Annotated in this window: 20 protein-coding genes and 3 pseudogenes; 13 read left to right on the top strand and 10 right to left on the bottom strand. The window is 39.7% G+C overall.

Going from position 1 to position 24,520, the window contains the following annotated elements; translation table 11 throughout:
- The first annotated feature begins 180 nt into the window (after window positions 1-180).
- From PVV59_RS04965 to PVV59_RS04985, 5 genes and pseudogenes are all read left to right on the top strand, one after another.
- Window positions 181-1,374: a phosphoglycerate kinase gene (locus tag PVV59_RS04965; RefSeq protein WP_273754973.1), complete on the top strand. Its 1,194-nt coding sequence runs from the start codon at window positions 181-183 to the stop codon at window positions 1,372-1,374.
- A 109-nt stretch (window positions 1,375-1,483) separates the two neighbouring features.
- Window positions 1,484-2,515 (top strand): class I fructose-bisphosphate aldolase, encoded by a 1,032-nt coding sequence (locus tag PVV59_RS04970; RefSeq protein ID WP_273754975.1) that lies wholly within the window; start codon window positions 1,484-1,486, stop codon window positions 2,513-2,515.
- A gap of 201 nt (window positions 2,516-2,716) precedes the next feature.
- Window positions 2,717-3,052, top strand: a pseudogene (locus PVV59_RS04975) (class I fructose-bisphosphate aldolase).
- A 10-nt stretch (window positions 3,053-3,062) separates the two neighbouring features.
- Window positions 3,063-3,167, top strand: coding sequence for a class I fructose-bisphosphate aldolase (locus tag PVV59_RS04980; protein ID WP_273754977.1), 105 nt, complete (start codon window positions 3,063-3,065; stop codon window positions 3,165-3,167).
- A 799-nt stretch (window positions 3,168-3,966) separates the two neighbouring features.
- Window positions 3,967-4,308, top strand: coding sequence for a hypothetical protein (locus tag PVV59_RS04985; RefSeq protein WP_273754979.1), 342 nt, complete (start codon window positions 3,967-3,969; stop codon window positions 4,306-4,308).
- Between the two features lie 985 nt (window positions 4,309-5,293).
- On the opposite strand, the pseudogene PVV59_RS04990 reads toward PVV59_RS04985, so the two are convergent.
- Window positions 5,294-5,527, bottom strand: a pseudogene (locus PVV59_RS04990) (ABC transporter); the annotation flags it as partial.
- Between the two features lie 704 nt (window positions 5,528-6,231).
- Window positions 6,232-6,453 carry a 50S ribosomal protein L31 gene (rpmE, locus tag PVV59_RS04995; RefSeq protein ID WP_005774581.1) on the bottom strand — a complete coding sequence of 74 codons (222 nt, stop codon included), beginning with the start codon at window positions 6,451-6,453 and terminating at the stop codon, window positions 6,232-6,234.
- Window positions 6,454-6,641: 188 nt separating this feature from the next.
- On the opposite strand from rpmE, the gene PVV59_RS05000 reads away from it, so the two are divergent.
- Entirely contained in the window at window positions 6,642-8,432 is a 1,791-nt protein-coding gene (locus PVV59_RS05000; protein ID WP_273754980.1) for an ABC transporter transmembrane domain-containing protein, read from the top strand.
- Between the two features lie 292 nt (window positions 8,433-8,724).
- Window positions 8,725-10,143 carry a hypothetical protein gene (locus PVV59_RS05005; RefSeq protein ID WP_273754983.1) on the top strand — a complete coding sequence of 473 codons (1,419 nt, stop codon included), beginning with the start codon at window positions 8,725-8,727 and terminating at the stop codon, window positions 10,141-10,143.
- A gap of 1,239 nt (window positions 10,144-11,382) precedes the next feature.
- On the opposite strand, the gene PVV59_RS05010 is transcribed toward PVV59_RS05005, so the two are convergent.
- The 7 genes and pseudogenes from PVV59_RS05010 to PVV59_RS05040 form a co-directional block, all read right to left on the bottom strand.
- Window positions 11,383-12,174 carry an inositol monophosphatase family protein gene (locus PVV59_RS05010; protein WP_273754985.1) on the bottom strand — a complete coding sequence of 264 codons (792 nt, stop codon included), beginning with the start codon at window positions 12,172-12,174 and terminating at the stop codon, window positions 11,383-11,385.
- Window positions 12,175-12,186: 12 nt separating this feature from the next.
- Window positions 12,187-12,762, bottom strand: coding sequence for an elongation factor P (gene efp / locus PVV59_RS05015; protein WP_144752673.1), 576 nt, complete (start codon window positions 12,760-12,762; stop codon window positions 12,187-12,189).
- A gap of 670 nt (window positions 12,763-13,432) precedes the next feature.
- Complete coding sequence (locus tag PVV59_RS05020; protein WP_273754987.1) at window positions 13,433-13,798, bottom strand: helix-turn-helix domain-containing protein; 366 nt, start codon at window positions 13,796-13,798, stop codon at window positions 13,433-13,435.
- A 437-nt stretch (window positions 13,799-14,235) separates the two neighbouring features.
- A complete protein-coding gene (locus tag PVV59_RS05025) occupies window positions 14,236-15,279 on the bottom strand; it encodes a tetratricopeptide repeat protein (RefSeq protein WP_273754989.1) in 1,044 nt (347 codons plus the stop codon).
- 412 nt (window positions 15,280-15,691) lie between these two features.
- Window positions 15,692-16,041 (bottom strand): annotated as a pseudogene (locus PVV59_RS05030) (helix-turn-helix domain-containing protein).
- A 563-nt stretch (window positions 16,042-16,604) separates the two neighbouring features.
- A complete protein-coding gene (locus PVV59_RS05035) occupies window positions 16,605-17,345 on the bottom strand; it encodes a TIR domain-containing protein (protein ID WP_273754990.1) in 741 nt (246 codons plus the stop codon).
- A 313-nt stretch (window positions 17,346-17,658) separates the two neighbouring features.
- Window positions 17,659-18,321, bottom strand: a complete 663-nt coding sequence (locus PVV59_RS05040) for a thiamine phosphate synthase (RefSeq protein ID WP_273754992.1) — start codon at window positions 18,319-18,321, stop codon at window positions 17,659-17,661.
- Window positions 18,322-18,682: 361 nt separating this feature from the next.
- Here PVV59_RS05040 and PVV59_RS05045 point away from each other — a divergent pair, with 361 nt between their 5' ends.
- Both PVV59_RS05045 and PVV59_RS05050 read left to right on the top strand, forming a co-directional pair.
- The gene (locus PVV59_RS05045; RefSeq protein ID WP_273754993.1) at window positions 18,683-19,825 is read left to right on the top strand and encodes an OpgC family protein; all 1,143 of its coding nucleotides are present in this window, start codon (window positions 18,683-18,685) and stop codon (window positions 19,823-19,825) included.
- 213 nt (window positions 19,826-20,038) lie between these two features.
- Window positions 20,039-20,557 carry a DUF1465 family protein gene (locus PVV59_RS05050; RefSeq protein WP_273754995.1) on the top strand — a complete coding sequence of 173 codons (519 nt, stop codon included), beginning with the start codon at window positions 20,039-20,041 and terminating at the stop codon, window positions 20,555-20,557.
- A 63-nt stretch (window positions 20,558-20,620) separates the two neighbouring features.
- Here the strand turns inward: PVV59_RS05050 and PVV59_RS09915 are convergent, their stop codons facing one another.
- Window positions 20,621-20,863, bottom strand: a complete 243-nt coding sequence (locus PVV59_RS09915; RefSeq protein ID WP_404978355.1) for a hypothetical protein — start codon at window positions 20,861-20,863, stop codon at window positions 20,621-20,623.
- 336 nt (window positions 20,864-21,199) lie between these two features.
- On the opposite strand from PVV59_RS09915, the gene ruvC reads away from it, so the two are divergent.
- The 4 genes from ruvC (at window position 21,200) to ybgC (ending at window position 24,101) form a co-directional block, all read left to right on the top strand.
- Entirely contained in the window at window positions 21,200-21,715 is a 516-nt protein-coding gene (gene ruvC, locus PVV59_RS05060) for a crossover junction endodeoxyribonuclease RuvC (RefSeq protein ID WP_273755059.1), read from the top strand.
- A gap of 13 nt (window positions 21,716-21,728) precedes the next feature.
- Window positions 21,729-22,343 carry a Holliday junction branch migration protein RuvA gene (gene ruvA / locus PVV59_RS05065; protein ID WP_273755061.1) on the top strand — a complete coding sequence of 205 codons (615 nt, stop codon included), beginning with the start codon at window positions 21,729-21,731 and terminating at the stop codon, window positions 22,341-22,343.
- A 13-nt stretch (window positions 22,344-22,356) separates the two neighbouring features.
- Window positions 22,357-23,448 (top strand): Holliday junction branch migration DNA helicase RuvB, encoded by a 1,092-nt coding sequence (gene ruvB / locus PVV59_RS05070; protein ID WP_273754997.1) that lies wholly within the window; start codon window positions 22,357-22,359, stop codon window positions 23,446-23,448.
- Window positions 23,449-23,660: 212 nt separating this feature from the next.
- On the top strand, window positions 23,661-24,101 hold the full coding sequence (ybgC, locus tag PVV59_RS05075) for a tol-pal system-associated acyl-CoA thioesterase (protein WP_273754998.1): 441 nt from the start codon (window positions 23,661-23,663) through the stop codon (window positions 24,099-24,101).
- The last annotated feature ends 419 nt before the right edge of the window (window positions 24,102-24,520 follow it).

Here is a 24,520-nt window from a genome sequence, read left to right on the forward strand (position 1 = left end):
TGGATACTTTTGATTTTCAGACAGAGAGTTGAGAGAAGGGGGCTGTTGTTGGTCCTTTTCATGCAAAAACAAAGAGGAGACCTATAAAAGAAAAGAAGAGGTTTTAGTGGAAAGAAAATTAAGCAGGTTTGTTCGATGCATTTTTGTTTAAAACAACGGAAAGTGAAGAGGAAATAGCGAATGGGCTTTCGTACACTTGATGATGTTGATGTTGCTGGAAAGCGTGTGCTTGTGCGGGTGGATTTTAATGTTCCTATGGCACAGGGTAAAGTTTGCGATGAAACGCGTCTTAAACGCCATAAAGAAACGCTCGTTGAACTGCAAAAGCGGGGAGCCAAGCTTATTCTGCTCTCTCATTGTGGTCGTCCTAAAGGAAAGGTCGAGTCAGAATTTTCACTTCGTCCTGTTGTACCGGTGCTGGAAAAGATCATAAAACAGCCGGTTGCTTTTGCGCCTGACTGTATTGGTTCAGCTGCACAGATAGCGGTGGAGACATTGCAAAATGGGGGTGTTGTATTACTCGAAAATGTTCGGTTTTATGCCGGTGAGGAAAAGAATGATTGTTCTTTTGCAGAAGCTTTGGCCCATAATGGGGATCTTTATGTCAATGATGCTTTTTCGGTTTCTCATCGTGCCCATGCTTCGGTGGAGGGAATAACGCATTTGTTGCCCTCTTATGCGGGGAGATCGCTGCAAGGAGAATTGCAGGCCTTAGAAAAAGGACTTGGAAATCCAACGCATCCTGTGGTCGCTCTGGTGGGAGGGGCAAAAGTTTCCAGTAAGCTTTTTGTTCTCAATCATTTGGTGGAAAAAGTCGACTCCTTGGTTATTGGGGGTGGGATGGCCAATAGTTTTTTATCCGCGCAAGGCATTCATGTGGGGAAGTCACTGTGTGAATACGAATTGATGGAAACCATCAAAAAAATTATTAAAAAAGCGCAGGAATGTCACTGTACGCTTCTATTGCCTATGGATGCTATCGTTGGATTTCGCTTTGAAAAAAATGCACCGCATCGTCTTTATGATATTAGCGATATTCCTGCGGATGGCATGATATTGGATATTGGAACGCGCTCTATTGCTCATATCAAAAGCGCGATAGATAAGGCTGCGACTCTTGTGTGGAATGGACCTCTTGGTGTTTTTGAGATGCTTCCCTTTGATAAAGGAACAATTGCCGTTGCACGCCATGCCGCAGAACGCAGTTTGATGGGCAAGTTGGTTTCAGTTGCGGGAGGAGGCGATACAGTTTTTGCTCTTAATCATGCGGGTGTTGCTAATGATTTTACTTATCTCTCAACTGCAGGAGGGGCTTTTTTGGAATGGATGGAAGGTAAGGTGCTTCCTGGTATTCTTGCTCTCATGCAAGCTTAAAGACTTTGTTGAAGGGAAAATTGAAAAAGCTGTAAGATCATGGGCTGTGTCAAGTATGATGATCATATTGTTGATGTTGAAAATGCGATAAAATAAAGAGGAATTTTTTATGAATGAACGTCTTGAAGATATAGCACTTTCTCTGGTGCATGCTGGTAAGGGTATTTTGGCTGCCGATGAAAGTACGGCAACAATTGGTAAGCGTTTTGAAAGCATTGGTGTTGAGTCCAATGAGGATAACCGCCGTGCTTATCGTGAAATGCTTTTTAGCGCAAAAGAAGCTATGGAAAGTGCTATCTCTGGTGTTATTTTATTTGATGAAACCATTCGACAAAAAGCATCAACAGGGCAAATGTTGACGGATCTTATTCGGGAGGCGGGCGGTTTGCCAGGAATTAAAGTGGATACCGGTGCTAAGCCCTTGGCTGCTTTTCCCCAAGAGACAATTACTGAAGGGTTGGATGGTCTCCGTGAGCGGTTAAAAGACTATTATGCTTTGGGCGCCCGTTTTGCGAAATGGCGTGCGGTGATTGCCATTGATGCACACACGCTGCCAACAAGAAGCGCCATTAATCAAAATGCACAAGCTCTTGCCCGTTATGCTGCTTTATGTCAGGAACTCAATATTGTGCCGATTGTTGAACCGGAGGTGCTGATGGATGGACCATCGTGTCAGCATTCCATTGCCCGTTGCTTTGAGGTGACACGCGCTGTTTTGACAACTGTCTTTAAAGAATTGTTTGAAGCCCGTGTTGTTTTAGAGGGGATGATTTTAAAACCCAATATGGTGATTGATGGCAAGGATGCGCGCAAGGCTGGTGTTGAAGAGGTGGCTGAAAAGACCGTTCGTGTGCTTAAACAAACTGTCCCTTGTGCTGTTCCAGGAATTGCTTTTCTCTCTGGAGGACAATCAGATCAAGAAGCGACAGCTCATTTGTCTGCCATGAATAGTTTAGGGGCATTGCCTTGGAAATTGACTTTTTCTTATGGACGGGCATTGCAAGCGGCTGCTTTAAAAGCATGGGCTGGTCGCCATGAAAATATTGCTGTTGCCCAAAAGGCATTTTGTCATCGTGCGCGGATGAACCATTTGGCTGCTTTAGGACAATGGACAAAGAGCCAAGAAAAGGAAAGCGCTTGAATTGCTCTAGACTTGAATTCCCATAAGGGTTGTGCGGTGATTGTCCTTGATGCAAACGTTTTGCTAGCTAAGAAGGCAATCAAAGTGCACAAGCTCTTGCGAATTGTGTTTTTTGATATCTTTGATATAAGAGTATAGTTCTTTTTTTGGGTTCAATAATTTCGAGATAGGAGTATGCCGATTGTTGAATGGTCTGTGCTAATGGATGGATCATCGTGTCAGCATTCCATTGCTCGTTGCTTTGAGGTGACACGCACTGTTTTGACAACTGTCTTTAAAGAATTATTTGAAGCCCGTGTTATTTTAGAGGGAATGATTTTAAAGCCCAATAGGGTGATTGGGGATAAGGATGTACGCCAAGGCTGGTGTTGAAGAGGTCGCTGAAAAGACCGTCCGTGTGCTTAAACAAACTGTCCCTTCCGCTGTTCTTAAGAATTGCTTTTCTTGTCTTTCGGGCTATCTGATCAGGAAGTAACGGCACATTTATCGGCTATGAATTCTTTGGGCGCTTTGCCTTGGAAATTGACTTTTTCTTGATCGACGCGCCTTGCAAGCGGCTGCTTTAAAAGCATGGGCTGGTCGCCATGAAAATATTGCTGTTGCCCAAAAGGCATTTTGTCATCGTGCGCGGATGAACCATTTGGCGCTTTAGGACAAAGGACAAAAGAACAGGGGACAAAAGAAGACAAAAGAACAGGGGACAAAAGAGCCAAGAAAAGGAAAGCGTTTGAATTGCTCTATGCTTAAATGCGGGGATATTTTGCCTGTTTCTGCGTGATTTTGGAACTCTCATCATGATAAAAATGATGGGAGCGTTTTAGGCTTGAAAGCTTTGTTAGAGAGTTTTCTCCTTGGGCGTTTTAAAAGTCTTTATGCGTGGCATTGTGAGGTAAGATTGCGGGATAGGTGCGTTTATAGGAAGGGAAGATGGTGCTTTAAAGGAAATTTATGAATGCGCAGCAGTGTGTTATCGCTCATGAGGGGGGCTTATTTTTTAAGTAAAAATCATAAAGATGATCTTATATTGAAGAGTTTGATATTGTGATATTTTCTTTTTTCATGCTATCACTGTTTGTCATCATCAGAATCCATTTGATTGCAGTTTCAAAAGCAGATAAGCGGCTCGATTGGGGAGTTGTGATTTCTAAGTAGATTAGACATACAGCTTATGAAGCTTTTGTGCGTCAGGATAGCTTTCCTTTCAATGGGGGTCATCTTTCATTGACGAACGGGTTGAATAACTCTTGCGAAAGAAAATATATCTCAATAAAACACTTCTTTTTTCGTTAAAATGAATAAATTTTTCTTGTCTTTTATGATGATATCATTATAAAAAATTAATTTCGTAGCATTTTGGCTTTAAAATCGAGGGGGGAGTTGTGGACAGCATATCTTCTAAGAATACAAGCACCAAAAAAAATCGATACGCAGAAAAGAGCGTTTCTGCAATTATGATGCGAAAATTTTGCAATATCGTATGTGGGGTATTCGCTGGAATATTCGGAGTGTTTATTTTTACAATTTTTCTTATCCTATTCAATATGCGTGGATTGGTTCATATCGTACTAAAATTCTTTGCGGGTGCGAGTGGATTCGCGTGCCTTTTCTTTTTTTTTGGATATCTCTTAGAACGTCGCGAAGCAACAGCAGATGAAGCCGGTATATCGCTCACATTACCCTTAGCAATTGGTGAAGGCGTTTTTTCTGTTTGCAGCATGTATGCTATGTGGGGGTATGATGCTCTCTTATACCGTTTAGCGCCTCCAGGGTATGTTCTTATTCTCCCTGAATAAAGAGAGCGTACTTTGGTTGTGTATAAATCAAAATGAGAGGCGGACAGCCTCTCAAATTGCTTAATAATCGTTCTCAAAAATCATGACATTAGAGCTGCATTTAATGAAGGGACTATAACAAATCTTGGGGACCTTAAAAGCTCAAGGAAAACCTTACAGGGCGCCTAACGGTGTCCTTGACCTTAAGAAGACCTCAAAACGGCTTATTGTGTTCTTTTCACGCGGCTTATGAAATTATGCTATAAGGGGAGAAAGCTTCTCAGGGGGCCTAAATGGTATGTTATCGTGTGCTAAATGGAAAATTGAGAAAGCATCTTTATGCAATATAATCCAATTATGATTTTTTGATTTTAATATAAAGGGTCTAAAGCCTTCTAAAAAACTAATACGCTATAAGGGGAAAAGTCGTTTATATTTAGCAACAAAGGCGTATTTTAGATGCTCGTGATAGAGCTATATCATAAAATAATTTTTGAATGATTCATCCTTTTAGCTCTATTTGCTAAAAGGTCATTTTGAAGGCTCTTGGTTAATGACTATAAAGGAAAATTGGCACGTAATATTTCGCTTTGTGGGTATAGATGTCGAATTAGTTGATTACCTATTGTGATTTCTAAGCAAGAGATTTTGTGTGACTCTCTATGAGGCATTGATATGAGAAAATCCCATGATATGATGATCTCTCATGAAAAACAATGAATTTATCCTTATAAATCAACATGACAGTGCCGTTATGAAGAGAGCTCTTTGCACACCTTAATGATCCATAGAGACTAACTTGCTATCGTTTTATATTCTGCACACAAAGGAAGCGTTTTTATAAAAAATGATTCTTCTCACGCAGAGAAAAGAACAGCCAGAATTTAAGAAGAAAAACATCTCAATTCTTGCTCCTCTTTTTCCATGAGCCCTTTTAAATTGATAAGCATAGCTGTAAAGAGTGGTATTTATGCCCTTAAAAGTACTGCTCTTGTATCAAGAGCTCTTATTTGGGTGAAAGTTGCAGTTTTGCGAGATAAGCATAAACACCATTTTTTGCCACAAGTTCAGCATAGGCTCCCTCTTTCACAAGGACGCCTTTATCCATCACGAGAATACGATCCGCTTTTAAAATTATTGCCAAACGGTGAGCAATTACCAAAGTTATACGATTTTCCATCAAGCCTTCTAAGGCTTTTTGCACCAACTTTTCACTGTTTGCATCTAAAGCAGATGTTGCTCAATTAAGCTACAACGCTTTGATTTATAATAATTCATTGTTTTGTATATTGAATGAGAGTTCCAAACATTGGAGAATTCTCTCGTTTCAAATCTGTTTTTATGTTGAATCAACCAAAACCATTCGCTTGCACGTTACAAGCGGGGGGAAGCCCTTATGGATAAAAACTATAAAGTAAAATGCCCATAATGGAATATCTTAAGTACCAAGGGCTGTAGCAACATTGGGATTTGGCAAATTAATGATGGTGCCAGATTGCAACAAAGGGGGCATTTTAAAAATCGCACGTGCAATACTCATGCGTTGTTTTGCCTTTAAGAAAGGATGGTACCACGCTTTCCGATTTCTGTCACCAAGCCATCTGGTAAAGCTTGAATAAGTTCAAGTGTATTAGCCGCTTGAGCAGCGGCAAGAATGTCCTCTTCATGGGTATTTTCAGTTCAAAAAAGATGAACTGTTTGCAATCCTTTTATTTGAAATGTTTATGCCCCATGAGAGGAGGTTTATGTTGATATCTCAAATGATCTTTAAATTTAAAAAACGCAGCCATCACGCTTTATAAGGGTTTGAGACCGATATATTTCTGTTGGATACGTTTTTAAATTAACATCTTAAAATGTACTCTTTACAGCACAAAAAAGCCTCATCGCTTAACGAGGCAATCGTTTTGTTTAAAATCTTTGTGCCTCATGAGAATGAGTTTTTTACATACCAATATTGCCAAAACGATTTTTGAACTTAGAAAGGCGTCCGCCACGGTCTACAAGTGTCTGCGACCCACCTGTCCATGCGGGATGCGTTCTTGGATCAATGTCTAAATTAAGGGTATCCCCTTCTTTTCCCCAAGTGGAGCGCGTTGTATATTGGGTTCCATCCGTCATAACAACGGTAATTTTATGATAGTTAGGATGAATATTCGCTTTCATGCGTCAAACCTTTTGCGTTTATAGAATGAAAGAACACTTACTCGATTTTTTAAGTGCGCTTCCTTTGTCTTTTTGATACACTGATTAAAGTATTTACTCCTATAGCTGAGCATGCATCAAAAAACAAGTGTTCAAGATGCATCATTGTGTCACGTGTTTAAATCATTTAATAGAGTGAGCGAAGTTTTATGAAATTATATCATCATTCAGAAAAATCTACAAAGCCTTCTCTTAAAAAATCTTCATTCTCTTCGCTTGCCATTTTTGTTCCTTATCTTTTGCGCTATCGCTGGTTGTTTATATTTGCTTTTGTTGCTTTATCTGTTGCAGCTCTTGTCACATTAGCTTTGCCCATAGCGATCCGCCAAATGTTTGATCATGGTTTTTCTCATTCAAGCCATGGATATATCAATTTTTATTTCGCAATTTTGTTTGGATTAGCTTTGATTCTCGCCTTTTCTTCAGCTTGCCGTTATTATTGTGTTATCACATTGGGAGAACGGATTGTTGCCGATTTACGGCGTGATGTGTTTGTCCATATTATGAAACTTTCTCCTGCTTTTTTTGATCGGTCGCATTCAGGCGAGATTGTTTCAAGACTTCTAACAGATACAACACAAATAAAATTGGCCGTTGGCTCAACCGCCTCTACGGCTTTGCGTCAGCTGATTATCGTGATCGGCGCTGTCGTGATGATGGTGATCACCAATGCTAAATTATCTCTGCTGGTTCTAGCTGCTATTCCTGTTGTGGCAATTCCTTTGGTGGTTTTTGGGCGCAAAGTTCGTGCGCGTACGCGTGCGGCGCAAGATCGTCTTGCTGATGCCAATGCTGTGGCAACAGAGCAGGTTAGCGCTATTCGCACGGTGCAAGCTTTTACCGCTGAAAAACTTGTTGCAACACGTTTTTCTCAGTTGGTAGAACGCGCCTTTCAGACAGCGCGGGCTTCTGTGATTTTGCGTTCCTTTTTTACGGGCTTTGCCATTTTTCTTGTGTTTAGCAGTGTGGTTGCTGTGTTGTGGATTGGATCGCGTGATGTTTTGAATGGAACGATGACAGGGGGCACTTTAGGGCAATTTGTCCTTTATGCCGTTTTTGGTGCCTCAACCTTTGCGCAATTATCGGAATTGGGGGCTGAATTAATCCAAGCCGCAGGCGCTGCTGAACGATTGGCTGAATTATTGCAAGAACAACCCATGATTTTAGCGCCTAAAGATCCTGTCTCTTTGACAAAACCTGTTCGAGGTGAACTTGTTTTTGATCATGTTGATTTTACTTATCCCTCTAGACCGCAAGAGAAGATTTTACGCGCGCTTTCCTTTTCTATCAAAGCTGGTGAAACGGTTGCTTTTGTTGGCGCTTCAGGGGCAGGAAAAAGCACACTTTTTTCTTTAATCTTGCGTTTTTATGACCCAACAAGTGGAAGAATTCGACTTGATGGTGTGGAGATTGATCGCCTCTCTTTAAAGGATTTACGTGGTGCAATTTCTTATGTTCCCCAAGATGTTGCTATTTTTGATGGTACATTGCGCGATAATATTGTTTTCGGGACTGAAAATGCTATGGAAGAGGATATTATTGCTGCTGCTAAAGCCGCTAATGCCCTTGAATTTATTGAATCTTTACCTGATGGCTTGGATACACAAGTGGGAGAACGCGGCACCATGCTTTCTGGGGGGCAGAAGCAGCGCATCGGTATTGCGCGGGCAATTTTAAGAAATGCACCCCTCTTACTGCTTGATGAAGCGACATCTGCTTTAGATGCAAACAGTGAAAGACTTGTGCAAGAAGCCTTAGAAGGGCTGATGAAAAAACGCACAACATTGGTGATTGCGCACCGTTTGGCAACAATTTTAAAAGCGGATCGTATTCTTGTGATGGAGAAAGGTGTCCTTGTGGAAGAGGGAACCCATGCCGAACTTGTGGCAAAAAATGGCGCTTATGCTTATCTTGCAAAATTGCAATTTTCACCCGAATAAGAGATCTTGATACAAGAGCCGTCTCTTTAAGGGCAATAAACAGCACTCTTTTTTAAGTCATGCTTATCAATTTTGAGGGCTGGCTTTTCTTTAAAGTGCATCAATCACCAAAGCAGTATAATTAAATACAAATTGTTGTATTCCTTAATAGGAACATCTATATTTTGTATACAACTTCTATTAAAATAGTATATGTAGAATATTGTGAATCATATATACACATAATGATACTATATCGAGGGATTGATGAGAGAGCTGTATGAAATGTTGATGAGGAAAAAAGAGAGCCAAAATGAGTGATCACGATACTGTCATAGTTATAGTAGGAATAATCATAGCAGGAATTATAATTTACGGACTTTGGAAGGCAATAGAGAAAGGCTGGAATGCAGGATTCGGCGATACGATTTTATTTATCATCATACTCGGTGCGCTTTGGTATTTCGAATTCTCAATGAAGACCTTGTTAATTGTAGCAATTATAGCCTATTTTATAGAGAATTTAATTCTGGCACTTGCCAATTATCAGAAAAAGCAATTAAGTGAACAAATTGAGCAATATGAGAAATTGCTGCAGCTAAAAGATCGAGAGTGTGCGATATATCAAAATATTCTTGCACAGGGAGAGCAAAGGCTTTTTCAAAAAACGCGAAAAATATCACAAGAATGGATTAAACAATGGGATGAGGGAGTAAGGCAATGGGAGAGAAGTATACTGGAGATAAAAAGTCCTGGAGACTTTTCTCAAATTAGCGAACAGCAACATCCGGTGGTGGTGAAAGATATTTGTGCTCAAGGATATGCAGATACATTTTTTCTTTATGAGGATGCGCTGAGAGTAGAATTTACTACTGAGCAGATTGAAAGAATAAATGAATTAATGAGGCGCCCAATTTTTAAGCAAACTTATCGTAAAGTCGTACGATTAATGAGGCAGAATGGCATAAAATTGCGAAAATTTGTAAATCCTCTTACGAAAAAAAAGCAGTATAAGCCTACGATGTTGTTGTTTCATTGGTGGTTATATATGATTGATGATATGATTACAGCGGAATACGAACAACAACAAAAAGATAAAGCTTCAGGGCTCTATGAAGAGCTAGCATCTATGGAAATCTACTTTGAAGATATACCTAAATACACAGAATATGAAACGCTAGAAAAGATACAGAGAGGATTTGGTAGTCTACCTGGTTGCGAACTGTGCATTTGTAAGAGAGAACTTCTGTCATTATTGTATGATATTTCTAATGCTTATAAAGCGGCAAGAAAAACTTTTATTTACTATAAGCAGCTTATTGATACGGTGAAAGAAGGATATATTTCCTTTGATGAAGATTGTCGTTCTTCCACAGTTAGATATGACATTGATGTTTATAGAGAAAGAGATAAGGAAAAGAAAAAGGGTTTATGCATTGCTAAAGAGACTCCAACATTTGAAGAAGCTTATAAATTAGGTGTTAGAGAATGGACGAAGGGGGCAAGTAAGAAATGTGATAATCAATGGATCTTTTGGAAAATGCTTGTCAAAATAGGAAATTCAAAAGAAAAATTAAAAGTCATTTTCGGTGATGAGAAGGTGGAGGCACTCGAAAAGGAACTCAAAAATGAGGAAAAACAGTTTATGAGAGAAATGCAGGAAGCAATTCTCGAGAATAAAAATGTGCGTTTTTATAAATCCCATGCATATTTGATACAGTATTTGGAATAAGAATTAAAAGAGGGAGAGGTTGGTCGTTGTTATATGAATGAGTATATTCATGGGAACTTGTATAATTGCGTATTTTTATAAAAAATATTGAAAAGCAGTGAGAGGCATATATGACAGCTCTTAGCAGAGAGGAGAGGCGTTTGGAGGCAAGCTTTTGCGCTGTGTAGGGGGATTTCTTAAGAGGAGGAGGGGACTTGTTTTTGGTGTGCTTGTTGCTCTTGAAGTGTTTTGTTGCGATGTTTCTTTTTAGCGTGTTTGTAGGGGAGGTCGATGAAACAACAGGAGGTTTAATAATATTGGCTAAGTTGTCATTGAATCTTTAGGGGGGGGTGTTGATTGTTTGGTGAAGGTGTTTTGTCATTATCTCATGGGTTATTTTCTGTTGTGTCTGTAAAGAAAATTGAGAGCTTCCTTCCACATTGTTTTTTTTTAAGATTTTATAAAATTTTAAGGAGGGGGACCGATTTTAAGGAGCCTTAACGGGTTTTTTAAAGATTATAAAGTTTAAGCTTTTTTAAAAGGCTCTTCTCTAGCTTAGTGCGTATCTGTTCATTGCCGGCGAGGATATTTTTTTTGCGGAAGATATCATTGCTACTTTCTTTATCCGTGACAAAACCGGTGGTTTTGTGAATTATCAGTATGTGGATCGTTTTATTGCAAATTTGTGAGCTGTCTTCTCAAAAGCCATTGGTTTGGCGAGTGGCAATATAGGCTCAATCAAGAGCAGCAGTGCTAAAATGAGGAAGATTTAAGGCTTTTATCATCACATTGCGCAATTTGATGAGACTGTGGCTCATGACTTTGGCAACAGAAAATGGGGTAATGGCAATGATACATTGATTTATAATGATAATTCACTGTTTTGTATGTTGAATGAGAGTCTCGAATATCTTAAGATTGTCTTATTTAAACTCTCTCTATGTTAAATCAATCAAAACCATTCGCTTGTACGTTAAAAGTGGGATGAGTGTGTGGATAAAATTTGTATAAGACAGGATTAAAAATGGCTCTTATGAACCTTCTTAATGCAAGGGCTCTCGGCAACATCCACGAGTTGGCAAATATAACGATGGTGCTGGCTTGTTACTTCATAAGCGTAGAGGTGGTGGTGATCAATGGATTTACCACTATCTATTATTCACGGACGTAGTGGCGAAATGGGTTTGGGTGTCTTGAGAGATGTCTCTTTAAAATAAGCCCGTGAATTGGCGATGACACATTAAAAATTGTTTTTGAGGTTTAAATACCTTTTTTGAGAATTCTTTCTAATTTGGTGCGAATGTGTTCATTGCCGGCGAGGATATTCTTTTTGCGGAATATGTCATCACCGCCTTCTTTATCGGTGACAAAACCACCGGCTTCACGAACCATCAAGATTCCAGCAGCCATATCCCAAATTTGCAGGTTGTCTTCCCAATAGCCATCGGTTCGACCTGCTGCAACATAGGCTAAATCAAGGGCTGCTGCGCCAAAACGGCGAAGGCCAGCAACTTCCATCATGACATTGCGCAATTCAATGAGATAGGTTCCATGACCTGGGCGGCCAAAATGAGGCATGCCTGTGGCAATGACACAATCTTCTAGTCTGCGCCGCGCAGAAACACGACAGCGCCGGTCATTGAAAAAAGCACCACTACCCCGCTCTGCGGTAAAGAGTTCATCACTTACCGGGTTGTAAATGACCCCCGCAACGATTTTGCCTTGGCTTTCTAAAGCAATGGAAACGGCAAAAAAAGGAATGCCATGGAGAAAATTTGTGGTGCCATCTAAAGGGTCAACGATAAAACGATGTTGTGAATCTTCTCCAATGATTTCTTTAGATTCTTCCATCAGAAAACCAAATTTAGGGCGTGCTTTGCTCAGTTCAGTGAAAATAATTTTTTCCGCTTTACGGTCTGCTTGACTGACGTAATCGGCTGGCCCTTTCAAAGACACTTGCAAATTTTGTACTTCACCATAATCACGCACGAGCGAGCGTCCTGCTTTCATGGCAGCTTGCACCATGACATTCATGATTGCAGAATGGGCCATCTTGTTGTTCCTTTATTTATCTTTTTCATTTGCACGACGCAAATAGATCAACTCGTTGGTGTCGACAATGATACGCTCACCGGCATTCATAAAAGGGGGAACAAGAATACGAATCCCATTTTCAAGAATGGCGGGTTTATAAGAGGAGGTCACCGTTTGTCCTTTGAGAGCTGGATCAGCTTCCACAATCGTGACAGCAACTTGATCAGGAAGGGAAATGCCGATAGGCTTTTCTTGATAAAGTTCAACTGTGACAGTCATCCCATCTTGCAAGAAAGCAGCACGTTCTCCAACAAAATCTTTTTGCAATTCCAATTGTTCATACGATTCTGAATCCATAAAGACGAGGGCATCCCCTTGTTGATAGAGAAAGGTAAAATCCTTTTGTTCAAGGCGTACGCGCTCTACCGTTTCAGCAGAACGAAAACGTTCATTGAGTTTTGTACCATCAAGCAAATTTTTTAGTTCAACTTGATTAAATGCACCACCTTTTCCAGGTTTTACGGCGTTGCATTTCACAGCAACCCATAAGCTTCCTTGATGCTCAATCACATTACCAGGGCGAATTTCATTGCCATTAATTTTCATCGTTTCTATCCAATTCTCTTCTTGCAAAAAGAGTTTTCTTACTTTGTCCTTACGGCGCTTTTTTTGCTGCCTTAACAGTAAACTCTTTTGTTGTTTTTAGGTTCAAAACCTCTTGTTCGTTTTGCGGTTTCCTCATGGTCTTTGTGGGCTTTTCATCTGTCTTACCATGGATTTTCTCATGGTCTTTTCTCATAAGTTTTCTTATGAGCTTTGCAGAGAAAAGCTTAAGGACAAAAGGGACCTTGATGTATTTTTGCTTTTCAGTTCTTTGCAAGACCATAAAAAGTGCCAAGACGCAAGCTTTTTAAAAAATTGCACAAAAATTTTTGAGACTTTTGAGGATTTTGGGGAAATTTATTCCGTTGTGTTGTAAAATCTCATTGAGACGGATGATAGAAATACTGGTGATAGAAATTTTGTAAAACCATGAGGCGTTGTTTTATGAGAATGACGCGTGGATATTGTGCGGGGAAACTTGTCCGAATAATCTTGTGAAATCAATCCCATGAAACGGAAAGCGGAGTTGTGTTCTGTGAGATGCCTGATTGCTGAGAAATTGGATCGGGAAGGGGCTTTGTGTCCTTTAAAGGTGTATGAGGTAAGAAAAGAGCGTGGTGCACCTTATAGCGCGTTTCGTTTTATAGAGAATGTGGTGTGCTAGTGCGTGGTGTTAGCTTGCATTCTCATCCATAATGAGCTGTAAAAAGGCTTTCTTTTTTAGAGTGGTGTGCGTTCTAAATCTTTTAAGCAACAGGTATTCTTCAGTGTTCGAGATGACTTCATCGTGATGGTATGGAGGGTGTTGTTTTGTGGTGATATCGGCATAAAAAAAGGAAATCGGAACATTGAGGATATCGGAAATCTCCATTAAACGCCCCGCGCTTACACGATTTAAGCCGTTTTCATATTTTTGAATTTGTTGGAAGCTTACGCCTAAAGCATCCCCTAAGGTTTTTTGAGACATTTTAAGTATTTTTCGTCTTAAGCGAATTTTTTTGCCGACTAAAAGATCAATATTAAGATTTTGAGATTGCATTTGCCCCCCGCTTAGTGCAAGCGCCTCTTATGCGTATTCTGGGAGTCTAAAACACTGAACTCAAATCAGCTTTTTTGCTTTTAGTGCTGGTAAGCACCTAGACAGTGCAAAAACTCCCGGAATTCCGGGATACCCACAAAGTGGGATAAATTCATGTTTGAGTTTTCGGGGTTTTAGAGCCCTATTGGTCGCCATGTATGCGACCAAAACACCTTTTATTAATGTGTAAAGTAATTTCAGCAGATTGGCAATAAAAAATAGCTTTTTAAACGAGAAGTACTATGTTTTTTCATTTATAGACAAAGAAAGCAGTGCTCTTTTGATCCTCTGATCTTTTCATATTTTGAGAACAATATTTTACAGTGTCGCGATTTTACAGTGTCGCGGATAGCTTATTTTGCACATTGGATAGTGTTCAGCAAATGATACAGAGCGTTTTAAAAAACAGGAAGGAGTTTTATTGCTTCTTTGCGCGCCTTTTCTTGTTGTTTGTTGTCCATACCTTGGAGCATTTTTTCAAGATCAGGGGCTTGCATTTTGGCTTCCTTTGCAATCATATACCATGCTGCTGCCATTATTATATCGCCTTTTGTTCCGATGCCGTCTCGATACAGTCTTGCAAGAGAAATTTGAGCAGGGGCAACCATGTTGGTGGCATTGTGAAGCAGCAAATGAAAGGCATGGTCAAAATCTTTTTCTCCTCCACGGCCCTGTATCAGCCATTGTGCTAAATAAAGTTGCGCTTTTAAGTGGTTATTTTGAGCCGCGGCTTCCATCAGTTTGCGGGCATTACGATCATCCTTTGGTCGATTTAATGTGCCTAAGGAAAGAATTTTTGCCGCCGCAAAAGCAGCTTCAGCATCTCCAAGAGCAGCCCCTTTTAGGTACCATTTTAAAGCTTGCTCGATGGCTTCATTTTCATGGCTTGAAGAAGAAACGCCGGGAAGATTTTGTTTTTCCTGGGAGGCTTTATAAAGAAGCAATTGTCCATAATAAAAATAAGCTTCCTTAACGCCTGCCTTGACAGCTTTTCGAATAAACTGTGCACCAAGTTCTTGATTTTGTTTTACAAAATTTCCATCAAACAACATAAGCCCATAGCGAAGTTGCGCTTGGGGTTCTCCTTGTTTTGCAGCGCGTTCAAACCATAAAGCAGCCCGTGCCCCATCAACAGGAACAGCACATCCCTCCATATAAATTCGGGCAAGAAGCGTTTGCGCAAAAGGATCATTTTTTTCAGCGCGTCGAAGGGCTTCTCGAAAAGCTTTTAAATAATAGCCTTGGATGTAATAGTCATAGGCTTGGTCATAGTCTCCAGCTTTTAAGGGGTGAAAAGGTTCTTCTGGGGGGGAAGATTCTTGAATCGTATTGAAAGAGTGTTCAAAATTTTCGGATTCATCAGTGTTTCCAGCAGAATTTATAACAGAACTTGTAAGCCCTATCATTCCTAGGATAAGCAGTTTAAAACCTCTCTTAATCATCGATATCTCCTCCTCATTATCGATCAGAATTTTCACATTTTTTTTTCATCATTACAAGCCGCATCAAAATCCCATGGCTTTCTTATTTTTCATTTCAGTTAAGGGAGGTTTTTAGGTCCCTTTATAAAGATAGCATAAACGTTGATAAGAACCAGACTGTTTTAAACAGTGCTATTTTAAACACCTTTACAACGATAATGAAAGAATGACTAACAGAGGTACCTTCTCTTATCAATATGCATCACCCTAAAATAAAAAAGCGTCTACCATGAGGCTATTTTTACAAATACACAATAAACTGCTTATGAAGAACTGCTTATGAAAAACGTGAAATGTTGAGGAGAAGAGAGCGTATAGGCTCTATAGTGTGTATCGCGTTATCGAGAACGTGGTGTGCACGAGTTACATGATGTTAGCTTGCATTCTCATCCGAGAGTAACTGCAAAATTGCTTTCTGTTTTACTGTTGTTAGCACTCTAAATTTTTTGAGCAGTAGGTATTCTTCTCTACTAAAGATCGCTTCATCATGGTGGTATGGAGGCTGTTGTTTTGGCATGATATCCGCATAAAAAAAGGAAATCGGAAATTTCCATTAAACGCCCTGCTACTCACACGATTTAAGCCTTTTTCATATTTTTGAATTTGTTGGAAGCTGACGCCTAAAGCGTTTCCTAAAGTTGTTTGAGACATTCCCAGCCTTTTTCGTCTCAAGCGAATTCTTTTGCCGACCAGAAGATCAATATTAAGATTGTTGGTTTGCATTTTTCCTCCCGCCGGTTGCGAGCGCCTCTTATGCGTATTCCGAGAGCTTGAAAATACTGAAACCTAATCAGCCTTTTTTGCTTTTAGTGCTGGTAAGCACCTAGACAGTGCAAAAACTCCCAGAATTCTAGGATACCTGCAAAGTGGGGTAGATTCATGTTTGAGTTTTCGGGTTTTCAAGGCCCTATTGGTCGTTGCGTATGCGACCAAAACACCTTTTGATGTGTAAAGTAATTTTAGAAGATTGGCAAATAAAAATAGTTTTTTGACTTATAAAATTTGTTTTTTTAATGAGAGGCTATTCTCGCCTCTCAACCTCTCTGGAACGAGCCCCAAAATCATGACATCTACCTCCGTGTTTGTTGAAAGCGGTAAAATGATTTCGTCCACGGTAATGAATTCACAAGCGGTTTCTTCATCAAAATCTGCGCAATCGCTTGCTGTTTGAAGAAGAGCGGGGGGTAATTTGGTGTCTACAGAATGTGTATGTCTGTGGGAAGTGGTGGGGTGCCCATGTGGTTTGGGCGTGTACTTTCAAAATTAAAGATGAGTATTGTTTAAATTCATAATGCATCAATTGCATCTGCATCTATATGGAAGCCAGCTGCCTTTAACCGCTTCATAAGTTTGAGATATGTTTCTTTTACGTCTTCTTTAAAAGAAAGGTAGTAAACTCCATTAACATCTGAAGGCAATTCAATGCCTTCTTTGTATAAAATAGCAATTCTCTCAAGAGGAAGCACAGCGGTTAACATGCCCATTTCAAAAATAACATTTTGTCGCGCACGAAATTGCGCTTTTGTTTCACCGTCAGATCTAGCATAGCCTATATCATCGGGCGTTAGCAATACAATACTAAACCCTATAGAATCCTTACAAATTTCTTTTTTCAAAGTTTCAATGATAGGTAAACCATTACCGCTCGTATTTTGTAGGGCGCTTGGTTCGAGTCTAAGCTTGAGAAGAGCATTTTCAAGCTTTGTTAAGGAGCCATGATCATGACCATGAACGATAAAAATTTTTGAAGAAGGGGTGGAGATATGAGAAGAAGCTTTTGGGGAAGGAGTCGTTGATGTTTCTTCTATATTCTTTGCTAAATCTTCTTTTAACTTTTGTTTTATGTTTTCTTTGCCTTGAATTTGAAGTTTTCCTGTTTGTTTATACCAAATAATAACTCCTCCATTAGAGGTTTTAATCTGAAGTGTTCCAGGGGATTGATGTGGTAGAAGCCTATCTTCTTTGATTTGATATCCACACTTGCAAACTATGTTTTTAAGATCTTCAGATGTTCCGTTATATTGCATTTTTATGTCCCCTTCATATCTCTATCACTTGTTGTTGGTATTCATGACCAACATTAACAATGATGAGCTTCCCCAATCATAATGGCTTCTCTTTATAAGAGATTGAACTAGAAAATTTTAATGATCTTTCTCTCTATATATTATGTCAAAAAAAGATGCTAGCCTTTTCATCTCATTTGATTGAATTATTAAGCAGTTTTATTGAGTTTTGAGGTCAGAAAAACGCATTTTTATCCTCTTTATTTGTTATTGCGATATAACGGTTAATGTTTGGATTTTTATTAGCGCTTTGTCTATGAATTCCCCTCTCATATTACAAGGGGGTGTTTTTACATTTTTCTTGGCAAAGTTGAAGCAGGTGTAAAGGATTGTCGTTCCCCAAAATAACTTCTTCCATGGCAACGAATTCACAGCCCGTTTTTAAGGCTTCATCAAAAGTTGCAAAATCACTGCCGGCTTGAATAATGGCGGGGGTTTCCATAATTTCTGCCCACCATGTAGCTAACTGAAGATTGCGAGGGTGCGCTTGGGGTTTTTTATCAGCCCCTAATTTGCCAAATAGAAGATAATCAACCCCTGTTTCTGCTGCAAGCATAGCACTATGGCGATTGCGTAGATTGCCAAAGCCAATGATTTTTTGTTCCTTTTGCTGATTTTTAAAGCTTTCAAGAGCGTTAAGATCATCTTCTATGTGCAATCCATCAGCCTTTATACGTCCAGCAATGCGGCTGTCACCAGCGATAAGAAGAGCGGCATCATTGTTTTGAATATCTTCTGCGTAAGTTTGAGCCTGTTTTTGTAAAAAAGAGCCATCATCTTTCTGCTGTTCAGAATCGTAAAGGATGACACAGGCAAAAGATTTTGTTTGCAAAATAGGACGCAAAAAGCTGTATGGAATATTGCGTCGAACATCAAGGGTTAAAACCAATTGAGGAAAAAGAGGGGATTCAATCTGTTTATTTTTTCGTTGTGTCATACCATATCCCAGTCTCTTAAAAAAAATAATATCTCTTTTAAAAAATAATACTTAAAAGTTAAAGTTTCATCCTTCCTTTGTTTGCGATGATCCCAACGCCTTCTTCATATGGCTTTAAGAGCTTTGTAACCTATGGGAATCCATTGATGATATATGAGCGTATTGTTAAGCATAAGATGTCGCCTTTTTATTGTGATATACGTATGATTACTTTAGTTCTTTTGCCTTTTAAAAATAAATACTTAAAAAGAAACTTGACTCTTAAAAATTAAAGTTTCATCCTTTTCATGCTTGTTTGCGATAAGGGTAACCACCATTTTATGTAACTTCAAAGTTTTGTGACGCGTGGGAGTCCATTTTTATGAAATACCAAGCCGTTGTTGATCATAAGACGCAGCCTTTTCGTCGTGATACACGCATTGATGTTTTTCGTTCTTTAGCTTTATTGACGATTTTTATCAACCATATTCCCGGAACGCTTTATGAGCATATAACCCATAAAAATTTTGGCTTTTCTGATTCTGCAGAAGTTTTTGTTTTGCTTTCAGGCGTTTCGCTGGGCTTAAGCTTTCATGCGCGGTTACAGAAGAAGCCTTTTTCCTTCATTCTACGTAAATTTTGGTATAGGGCTTTGCAGCTCTATGGCGCATATCTTTTGACTACTTTTGTCACATTAAGCCTATTTTTAGGGGCCTTTTTCTTATGGAGAACAGAAAAACTGTTAGCAATGAACAATATGGGGCTTTTTGTCGCACAGCCGCTTACAGCATTTTTGCATAGTTTAAGCTTGGGACATCAATTAGGCTATAATAATATTCTGCCGCTTTATATGGTTTTGATGTTTTTTGCACCTTTTATCCTATATGTGGGGCGTAAACAGACAAAGTGGCTGCTTTTGGGCTCATTTATACTCTATCTCATCTGTGGACTGTATAAAATTGCTCCCCCTTCTTATCCTATAAAGGGAAAATGGTTTTTGAACCCTTTGTCTTGGCAATTCTTGTTTGTCATAGGCTTGACCAGTACTTTAGCGCTTAAACAAGGAAAAACAATCGCTTTTAAGTCTTTTTGGGTGATGTGTGCGGCAGGCTATCTCTTGGTGGCACTGTTATGGGTTCGCTTAAACTGGTGGGGCGTTTTGGGTTGGTTGGGCTGGTCTTCCCCATTGCTCAACTTTAATAAAACTTTTTTAAGCTTGCCACGTTTGCTCCATGTTCTTGCATTATCTTTTCTTATTCTTTCGTTGCCGTGCGTCAATAAATGGTTTTCTGTTTCAGAAAAACATCCTTTAGCAATCTTAGGAAAACATAGTTTACCGGTCTTTGTAACAGGAACTATTTTTGCGATGTTTGGACAAATTATCAAAACAGTGATGACAGCAACCTTTTTTTCCGATACCCTCTTAATGATAACGGGGATAGCTCTGCAATTTGGTGTTGCCTATTATTGTGAAAAACGACAGTCTTTGCAGGGGGCTTTTTCAAGGAAACTGATCCGTTTATAAGAAAAACACGGTCCCATGATCCTTGTGCGGCTGCGTTAACCTTAGTATAAAAAGCGCATTGCACAAAAAAATTAAAAGAGGTAGTCATTTTTAAAAAAAGCATTTCACACAGCAACAAAAGAAACTTTTTAAGACTCTGTTCGTTAAGTGATATAATTGAGTGATATAATATTGAACAGTGTGGTTTTGTGCTGATCCTTGGAGTATAAAAGCGTGAGCGTACATAAACGTCCTTATGATGAACCTATTATCATGATTGAGCATAATGCTTTTGAAAATGCTTTTAATCGTCTCTATGAAGAGACAATGGCGCTGATTGAAAAAACAGCAGCCTATATCGATTCAGAAGGGAAAGTTGTCGCGCGTTCCCTTTCAGCAGAAATTTCTGCACTCTACGCAAAAGAGGCGATGTATTTAAGTACACGACTGATGCAAATTGCCTCTCAACTCCTTCTTCTTCGGGCAGAGCGTGAAGGGGAAATGTCATCAGAACAAATAAAAAAAGAAATCGTCAAAGTTTCCCTTCATACCCCCTCATTGGAATTTGAAACGCCTCATTGGAACGAACTTCCGGAAATTTTCCGCCAATTTGTTGCTCATTCACTGCGTTTAGAAGCTCGCATAAAATATATGCGTGCGGGGTTAGAAGCAGCTGCTTCCAGTACTTTAGAAGATGAAAATCCAGTAGGAAAACAAATCGAATTATTAAAAACCGCTTTTGGGCGTTCTTAAAGGGTATTCTTTTGGCTTTTGTCTAAGGGGAAATGTCATCAGAACAAATAAAAAAAGAAATCGTCAAAGTTTCCCTTCATACCCCCTCATTGGAATTTGAAACGCCTCATTGGAACGAACTTCCGGAAATTTTCCGCCAATTTGTTGCTCATTCACGCCCGTTTGAGAGGCACGCATAAAATATATGCGTGCGCGGTTAGAAGCAGCTGCTTCCAGTACTTTAGAAGATGAAAATCCGCTGGCAAAACAAATCGAATTATTAAAAACCGCTTTTGGGCGGTATAACGAAAAAAGACTCGGTGGCATATATTATCCAGAGAGGAGAATTTTTGCCATTGATATATCAAAATTCTCTCGGTGCTTGCTTTCTATGATTTAATCATTATGACATTAAAGATGAGATAAAAGGGGAAAGATGAGATAAAAGGGGAGTTTTTATGCGTTGGTTTTGCTTTCTTGTAAGGTGTATATTGTTTTGTTTGATGGCATTTTTACATCTCATAAAGCTTCTGTTTGTTCGTGTGTTATACTGTATAAATTCATAATATATGCTCCTCTTTTTACTGGTTTTATGTTTTACTGCTGTTTTCTTTATGGGCGAGCCTTTATTCAAAAGGGGGAAAAGTGTATAAACTGGGGGTTATGGCAGAGACGATTCGTATTATAGGCATTGATCCCGGACTACGGTATACGGGGTGGGGCGTTATCGATCTTGCGGGTAATCGTCTTCAGTTTGTTGCGGCAGGGACAGTTTCTTCCGATGTAAAGTGTGATCTGGCTTCCAGACTCTGTCAGATCCATAAAGGTCTTTCAGAGGTTGTGCATCAATTTATGCCCCATGAAGCCGCGGTGGAACATGTGTTTGTCAACAAAGATGCGACAGCAACGCTAAAACTTGGGCAAGCACGTGCGATTGCGCTATTGGTTCCTGCGCAGGCAAAGTGTCCTGTTTTTGAGTATGCACCCAATAAGGTGAAAAAATCGGTTATTGGTGTTGGGCATGGCGCTAAAGAACAAATTCATATGATGGTAAAAGTTCTCCTCCCACGGGCTGAATTTGATAGTAATGATGCGGCGGATGCCCTTGCTCTTGCTCTTTGCCATAGCATGCATCGTAAGAGGATTGAGCAATCTTATCAGGCAAGGATGGCGATGTGATTGGGATGGCGATATGATTGGCAAGTTAAAGGGCACGCTTGAACATATCTTTGAGGATTATATCGTTCTTGATGTTCATGGTGTGGGCTATGTTGTTTTTATCTCAAATCGGTTGCGTCCTTCTTTGCCCTCTGTTGGGGAGGCATTAAGTCTCTTTATTGAAACGCATGTTCGGGAAGAGGCAATCCGCCTTTTTGGTTTTGCAACAAGAGCTGAACAGGAGTGGTTTTGTATGCTCCAAAATGTTCCAGGCGTAGGGGCTAAGGTTGCTCTAGCAATCTTGGGCACTTTATCACCAGATGAACTTGCACAAGCTATTGCTTTAAACGATGGAGCGATGATTAGTCGAGCACCGGGCGTTGGTAAAAAAGTCAGCGAAAGAATTGTGGGTGAGTTGAAAAGTAAAACGCTCCCCTTTGAACAAGCGGTCAAGACTATTTCAATTCCGCAACATGAGAGGGCTGATCAACCTGCGCAGGATGCGCTTTCTGCGTTGATGAAGTTAGGCTTTGAACGTGAGCAAGCAGCCAGGGCTCTTGCTCTTTCCATGAACAGCCTTGAAGGAGAAACTATTTCTTCTGCCCTCTTGATCCGCCATAGTCTCAAATTGCTTTCTTCTCCTACTTGAATAAAAGGTAACAATGCATAAAGATGAAGATCAACGCCTTTTAGGAGCTGCACCCCTCCCCAACGATCCGGATCGTTCCTTAAGACCACAAGTTCTTGATGACTTTATTGGTCAAGAGGCGGCACGGGCCAATTTAAAAATATTTATTGAAGCCGCAAAAACGCGGCAAGAAGCGCTAGATCACGTTTTGTTTGTAGGACCACCGGGACTGGGAAAAACAACACTTTCACAAATTATGGCAAAAGAATTAGGGGTTAATTTTCGTTCTACTTCAGGACCGGTCATTGCTAAAGCAGGAGATTTGGCCGCTCTCTTGACCAATCTTGAACAACGAGATGTCTTGTTTATTGATGAAATTCATCGCTTAAATCCGGCGATTGAAGAAATTCTTTATCCAGCGATGGAAGATTATCAACTCGATTTGATCATTGGGGAAGGACCGGCGGCACGCTCGGTTAAAATTGATCTGGCTAAATTTACTTTAGTGGCAGCAACTACACGGTTGGGGCTTTTGACCACACCGCTCAGAGACCGTTTTGGTATCCCTATTCGTCTTAATTTTTATACGATAGAGGAACTGGAATATATTGTGCAGCGTAATGCGCGGCTTTTTAGTGTCAAGATCAGTGATGATGGTGCCCATGAAATTGCACGCCGAGCACGGGGGACCCCGCGCATCGCTGGACGGCTTTTACGGCGCGTTTGTGATTTTGCTTTGGTAAAAAAAGCAAAACAAATTGATCAAAAAATCGCCGATGAAGCGCTTTCGCGCCTTGAGGTCGATCATCTTGGACTTGATCCACTTGACCGGCGTTATTTGCTGCTGATTGCGGAAACTTTTCTAGGGGGACCGGTGGGAATTGAAACCATTGCGGCTGCTTTATCAGAACCACGCGATGCTATTGAAGATATCGTTGAGCCCTATCTTCTCCAACAAGGCTTTATTCAGAGAACGGCTCGAGGACGCATTCTCACGGAAAAGGCGTGGAGCCATTTAGGACTTGCTGCACCTGCTTCAACGTTGATACAAAAGCGTACGCAACTTTCTGATGCTCAAGATAATGCATCACTGCAGACAACTTTATGGGACGGGGAAGATGACTGAGGCATCTTTTTTAAAAACTGTGCGGATGATTTATCGTAAGCTCTTATAAGCACAGGAAGTGTTCTGCTGTTCTTGTTTCTGATCGAAAAGCTTTAGGACGATGGAGAATTTTGTGTTTTTTCTTTTCACAACTTCAACACAAAAATATGTTGAATCTTTTGATTGATAAACAATTTGCCATCTTAAATAATATTTTATAGGACATGAAGTCAATGACAGAAATAACGCCTTTCAAGAGCAATCATAAAAATGCTTTTCATAATTTTCAGGTGCGCGTTTATGTGGCTGATACAGATTTTTCCGGTGTGGTTTATCATGCGCGTTATCTAGAATTTTTTGAACGGGGACGTTCAGAGTTTTTACGGGATACCGGTTTTAATAATAAAATGTTAGCTGCAGGGGGGGAAGGGGAAAAACTATTTTTTGTTGTGCGTCATATGGAAATTAGTTTTTTACGACCAGCCCAAATTGATCATCTTTTAGTCGTTAAAACACGTGTTAATCATATCCAAGGAGCACGCTTTTTTATGGAGCAATCGATTGTGCATGAGGCGACTACGTTGGTAACAGCAAAAGTTGAAATTGCTCTGATTAATGAAGAAGCAAAACCGCGACGTTTACCCAAAGAGCTTTTTGCAAAACTGCTTGGTTAAAATTCTTGGTTGTTGAATGTACAACAGTTTGATTGATAAAGATAATATAGCTTTATTCAATTTAAATGAGAGCCCGTGGGTGTCGTAAAATTTTCTCATTTCAAGCTCTTTTCCATTTTGAAACCATAAAAATTATTCGCTTACACTCTCATAAGAGAATAATATATAAGGCATTGAAAAAAATATAAAAATATATGAATAATTTTCAATGTCATAATGATTTAATATTGCAAGTGAGCCAAGAAAATGAAAGGGATGGTTTTCATGAAGTCAAGAGGATAAAAAGGCTTTTTTAACGTTACAGAAGCTTTAAAATTATCTCATGATGCCAGAGAGATGAAGATCATCATTGAAAAGGGCGCGTTCATAGCACAATGAGGCTGCATGGGATTATATGAGACTTAATTATATCAGATTTA

It is taken from the genome of Bartonella sp. MM73XJBT.G (genome assembly GCF_028618435.1).
GTDB lineage: Bacteria > Pseudomonadota > Alphaproteobacteria > Rhizobiales > Rhizobiaceae > Bartonella.

Excerpts from the sequence above, each read along its gene's own strand:
- PVV59_RS04965 (WP_273754973.1), top strand. The coding sequence starts at position 181 with ATGGGCTTTCGTACACTTGATGATGTTGATGTTGCTGGAAAGCGTGTG.
- PVV59_RS04970 (WP_273754975.1), top strand. The coding sequence starts at position 1,484 with ATGAATGAACGTCTTGAAGATATAGCACTTTCTCTGGTGCATGCTGGT.
- PVV59_RS04985 (WP_273754979.1), top strand. The coding sequence starts at position 3,967 with ATGATGCGAAAATTTTGCAATATCGTATGTGGGGTATTCGCTGGAATA.
- rpmE (WP_005774581.1), bottom strand. The coding sequence starts at position 6,453 with ATGAAAGCGAATATTCATCCTAACTATCATAAAATTACCGTTGTTATG.
- PVV59_RS05000 (WP_273754980.1), top strand. The coding sequence starts at position 6,642 with ATGAAATTATATCATCATTCAGAAAAATCTACAAAGCCTTCTCTTAAA.
- PVV59_RS05005 (WP_273754983.1), top strand. The coding sequence starts at position 8,725 with ATGAGTGATCACGATACTGTCATAGTTATAGTAGGAATAATCATAGCA.
- PVV59_RS05010 (WP_273754985.1), bottom strand. The coding sequence starts at position 12,174 with ATGGCCCATTCTGCAATCATGAATGTCATGGTGCAAGCTGCCATGAAA.
- efp (WP_144752673.1), bottom strand. The coding sequence starts at position 12,762 with ATGAAAATTAATGGCAATGAAATTCGCCCTGGTAATGTGATTGAGCAT.
- PVV59_RS05020 (WP_273754987.1), bottom strand. The coding sequence starts at position 13,798 with ATGCAATCTCAAAATCTTAATATTGATCTTTTAGTCGGCAAAAAAATT.
- PVV59_RS05025 (WP_273754989.1), bottom strand. The coding sequence starts at position 15,279 with ATGATTAAGAGAGGTTTTAAACTGCTTATCCTAGGAATGATAGGGCTT.
- PVV59_RS05035 (WP_273754990.1), bottom strand. The coding sequence starts at position 17,345 with ATGCAATATAACGGAACATCTGAAGATCTTAAAAACATAGTTTGCAAG.
- PVV59_RS05040 (WP_273754992.1), bottom strand. The coding sequence starts at position 18,321 with ATGACACAACGAAAAAATAAACAGATTGAATCCCCTCTTTTTCCTCAA.
- PVV59_RS05045 (WP_273754993.1), top strand. The coding sequence starts at position 18,683 with ATGAAATACCAAGCCGTTGTTGATCATAAGACGCAGCCTTTTCGTCGT.
- PVV59_RS09915 (WP_404978355.1), bottom strand. The coding sequence starts at position 20,863 with ATGCCACCGAGTCTTTTTTCGTTATACCGCCCAAAAGCGGTTTTTAAT.
- ruvC (WP_273755059.1), top strand. The coding sequence starts at position 21,200 with ATGGCAGAGACGATTCGTATTATAGGCATTGATCCCGGACTACGGTAT.
- ruvA (WP_273755061.1), top strand. The coding sequence starts at position 21,729 with ATGATTGGCAAGTTAAAGGGCACGCTTGAACATATCTTTGAGGATTAT.
- ruvB (WP_273754997.1), top strand. The coding sequence starts at position 22,357 with ATGCATAAAGATGAAGATCAACGCCTTTTAGGAGCTGCACCCCTCCCC.
- ybgC (WP_273754998.1), top strand. The coding sequence starts at position 23,661 with ATGACAGAAATAACGCCTTTCAAGAGCAATCATAAAAATGCTTTTCAT.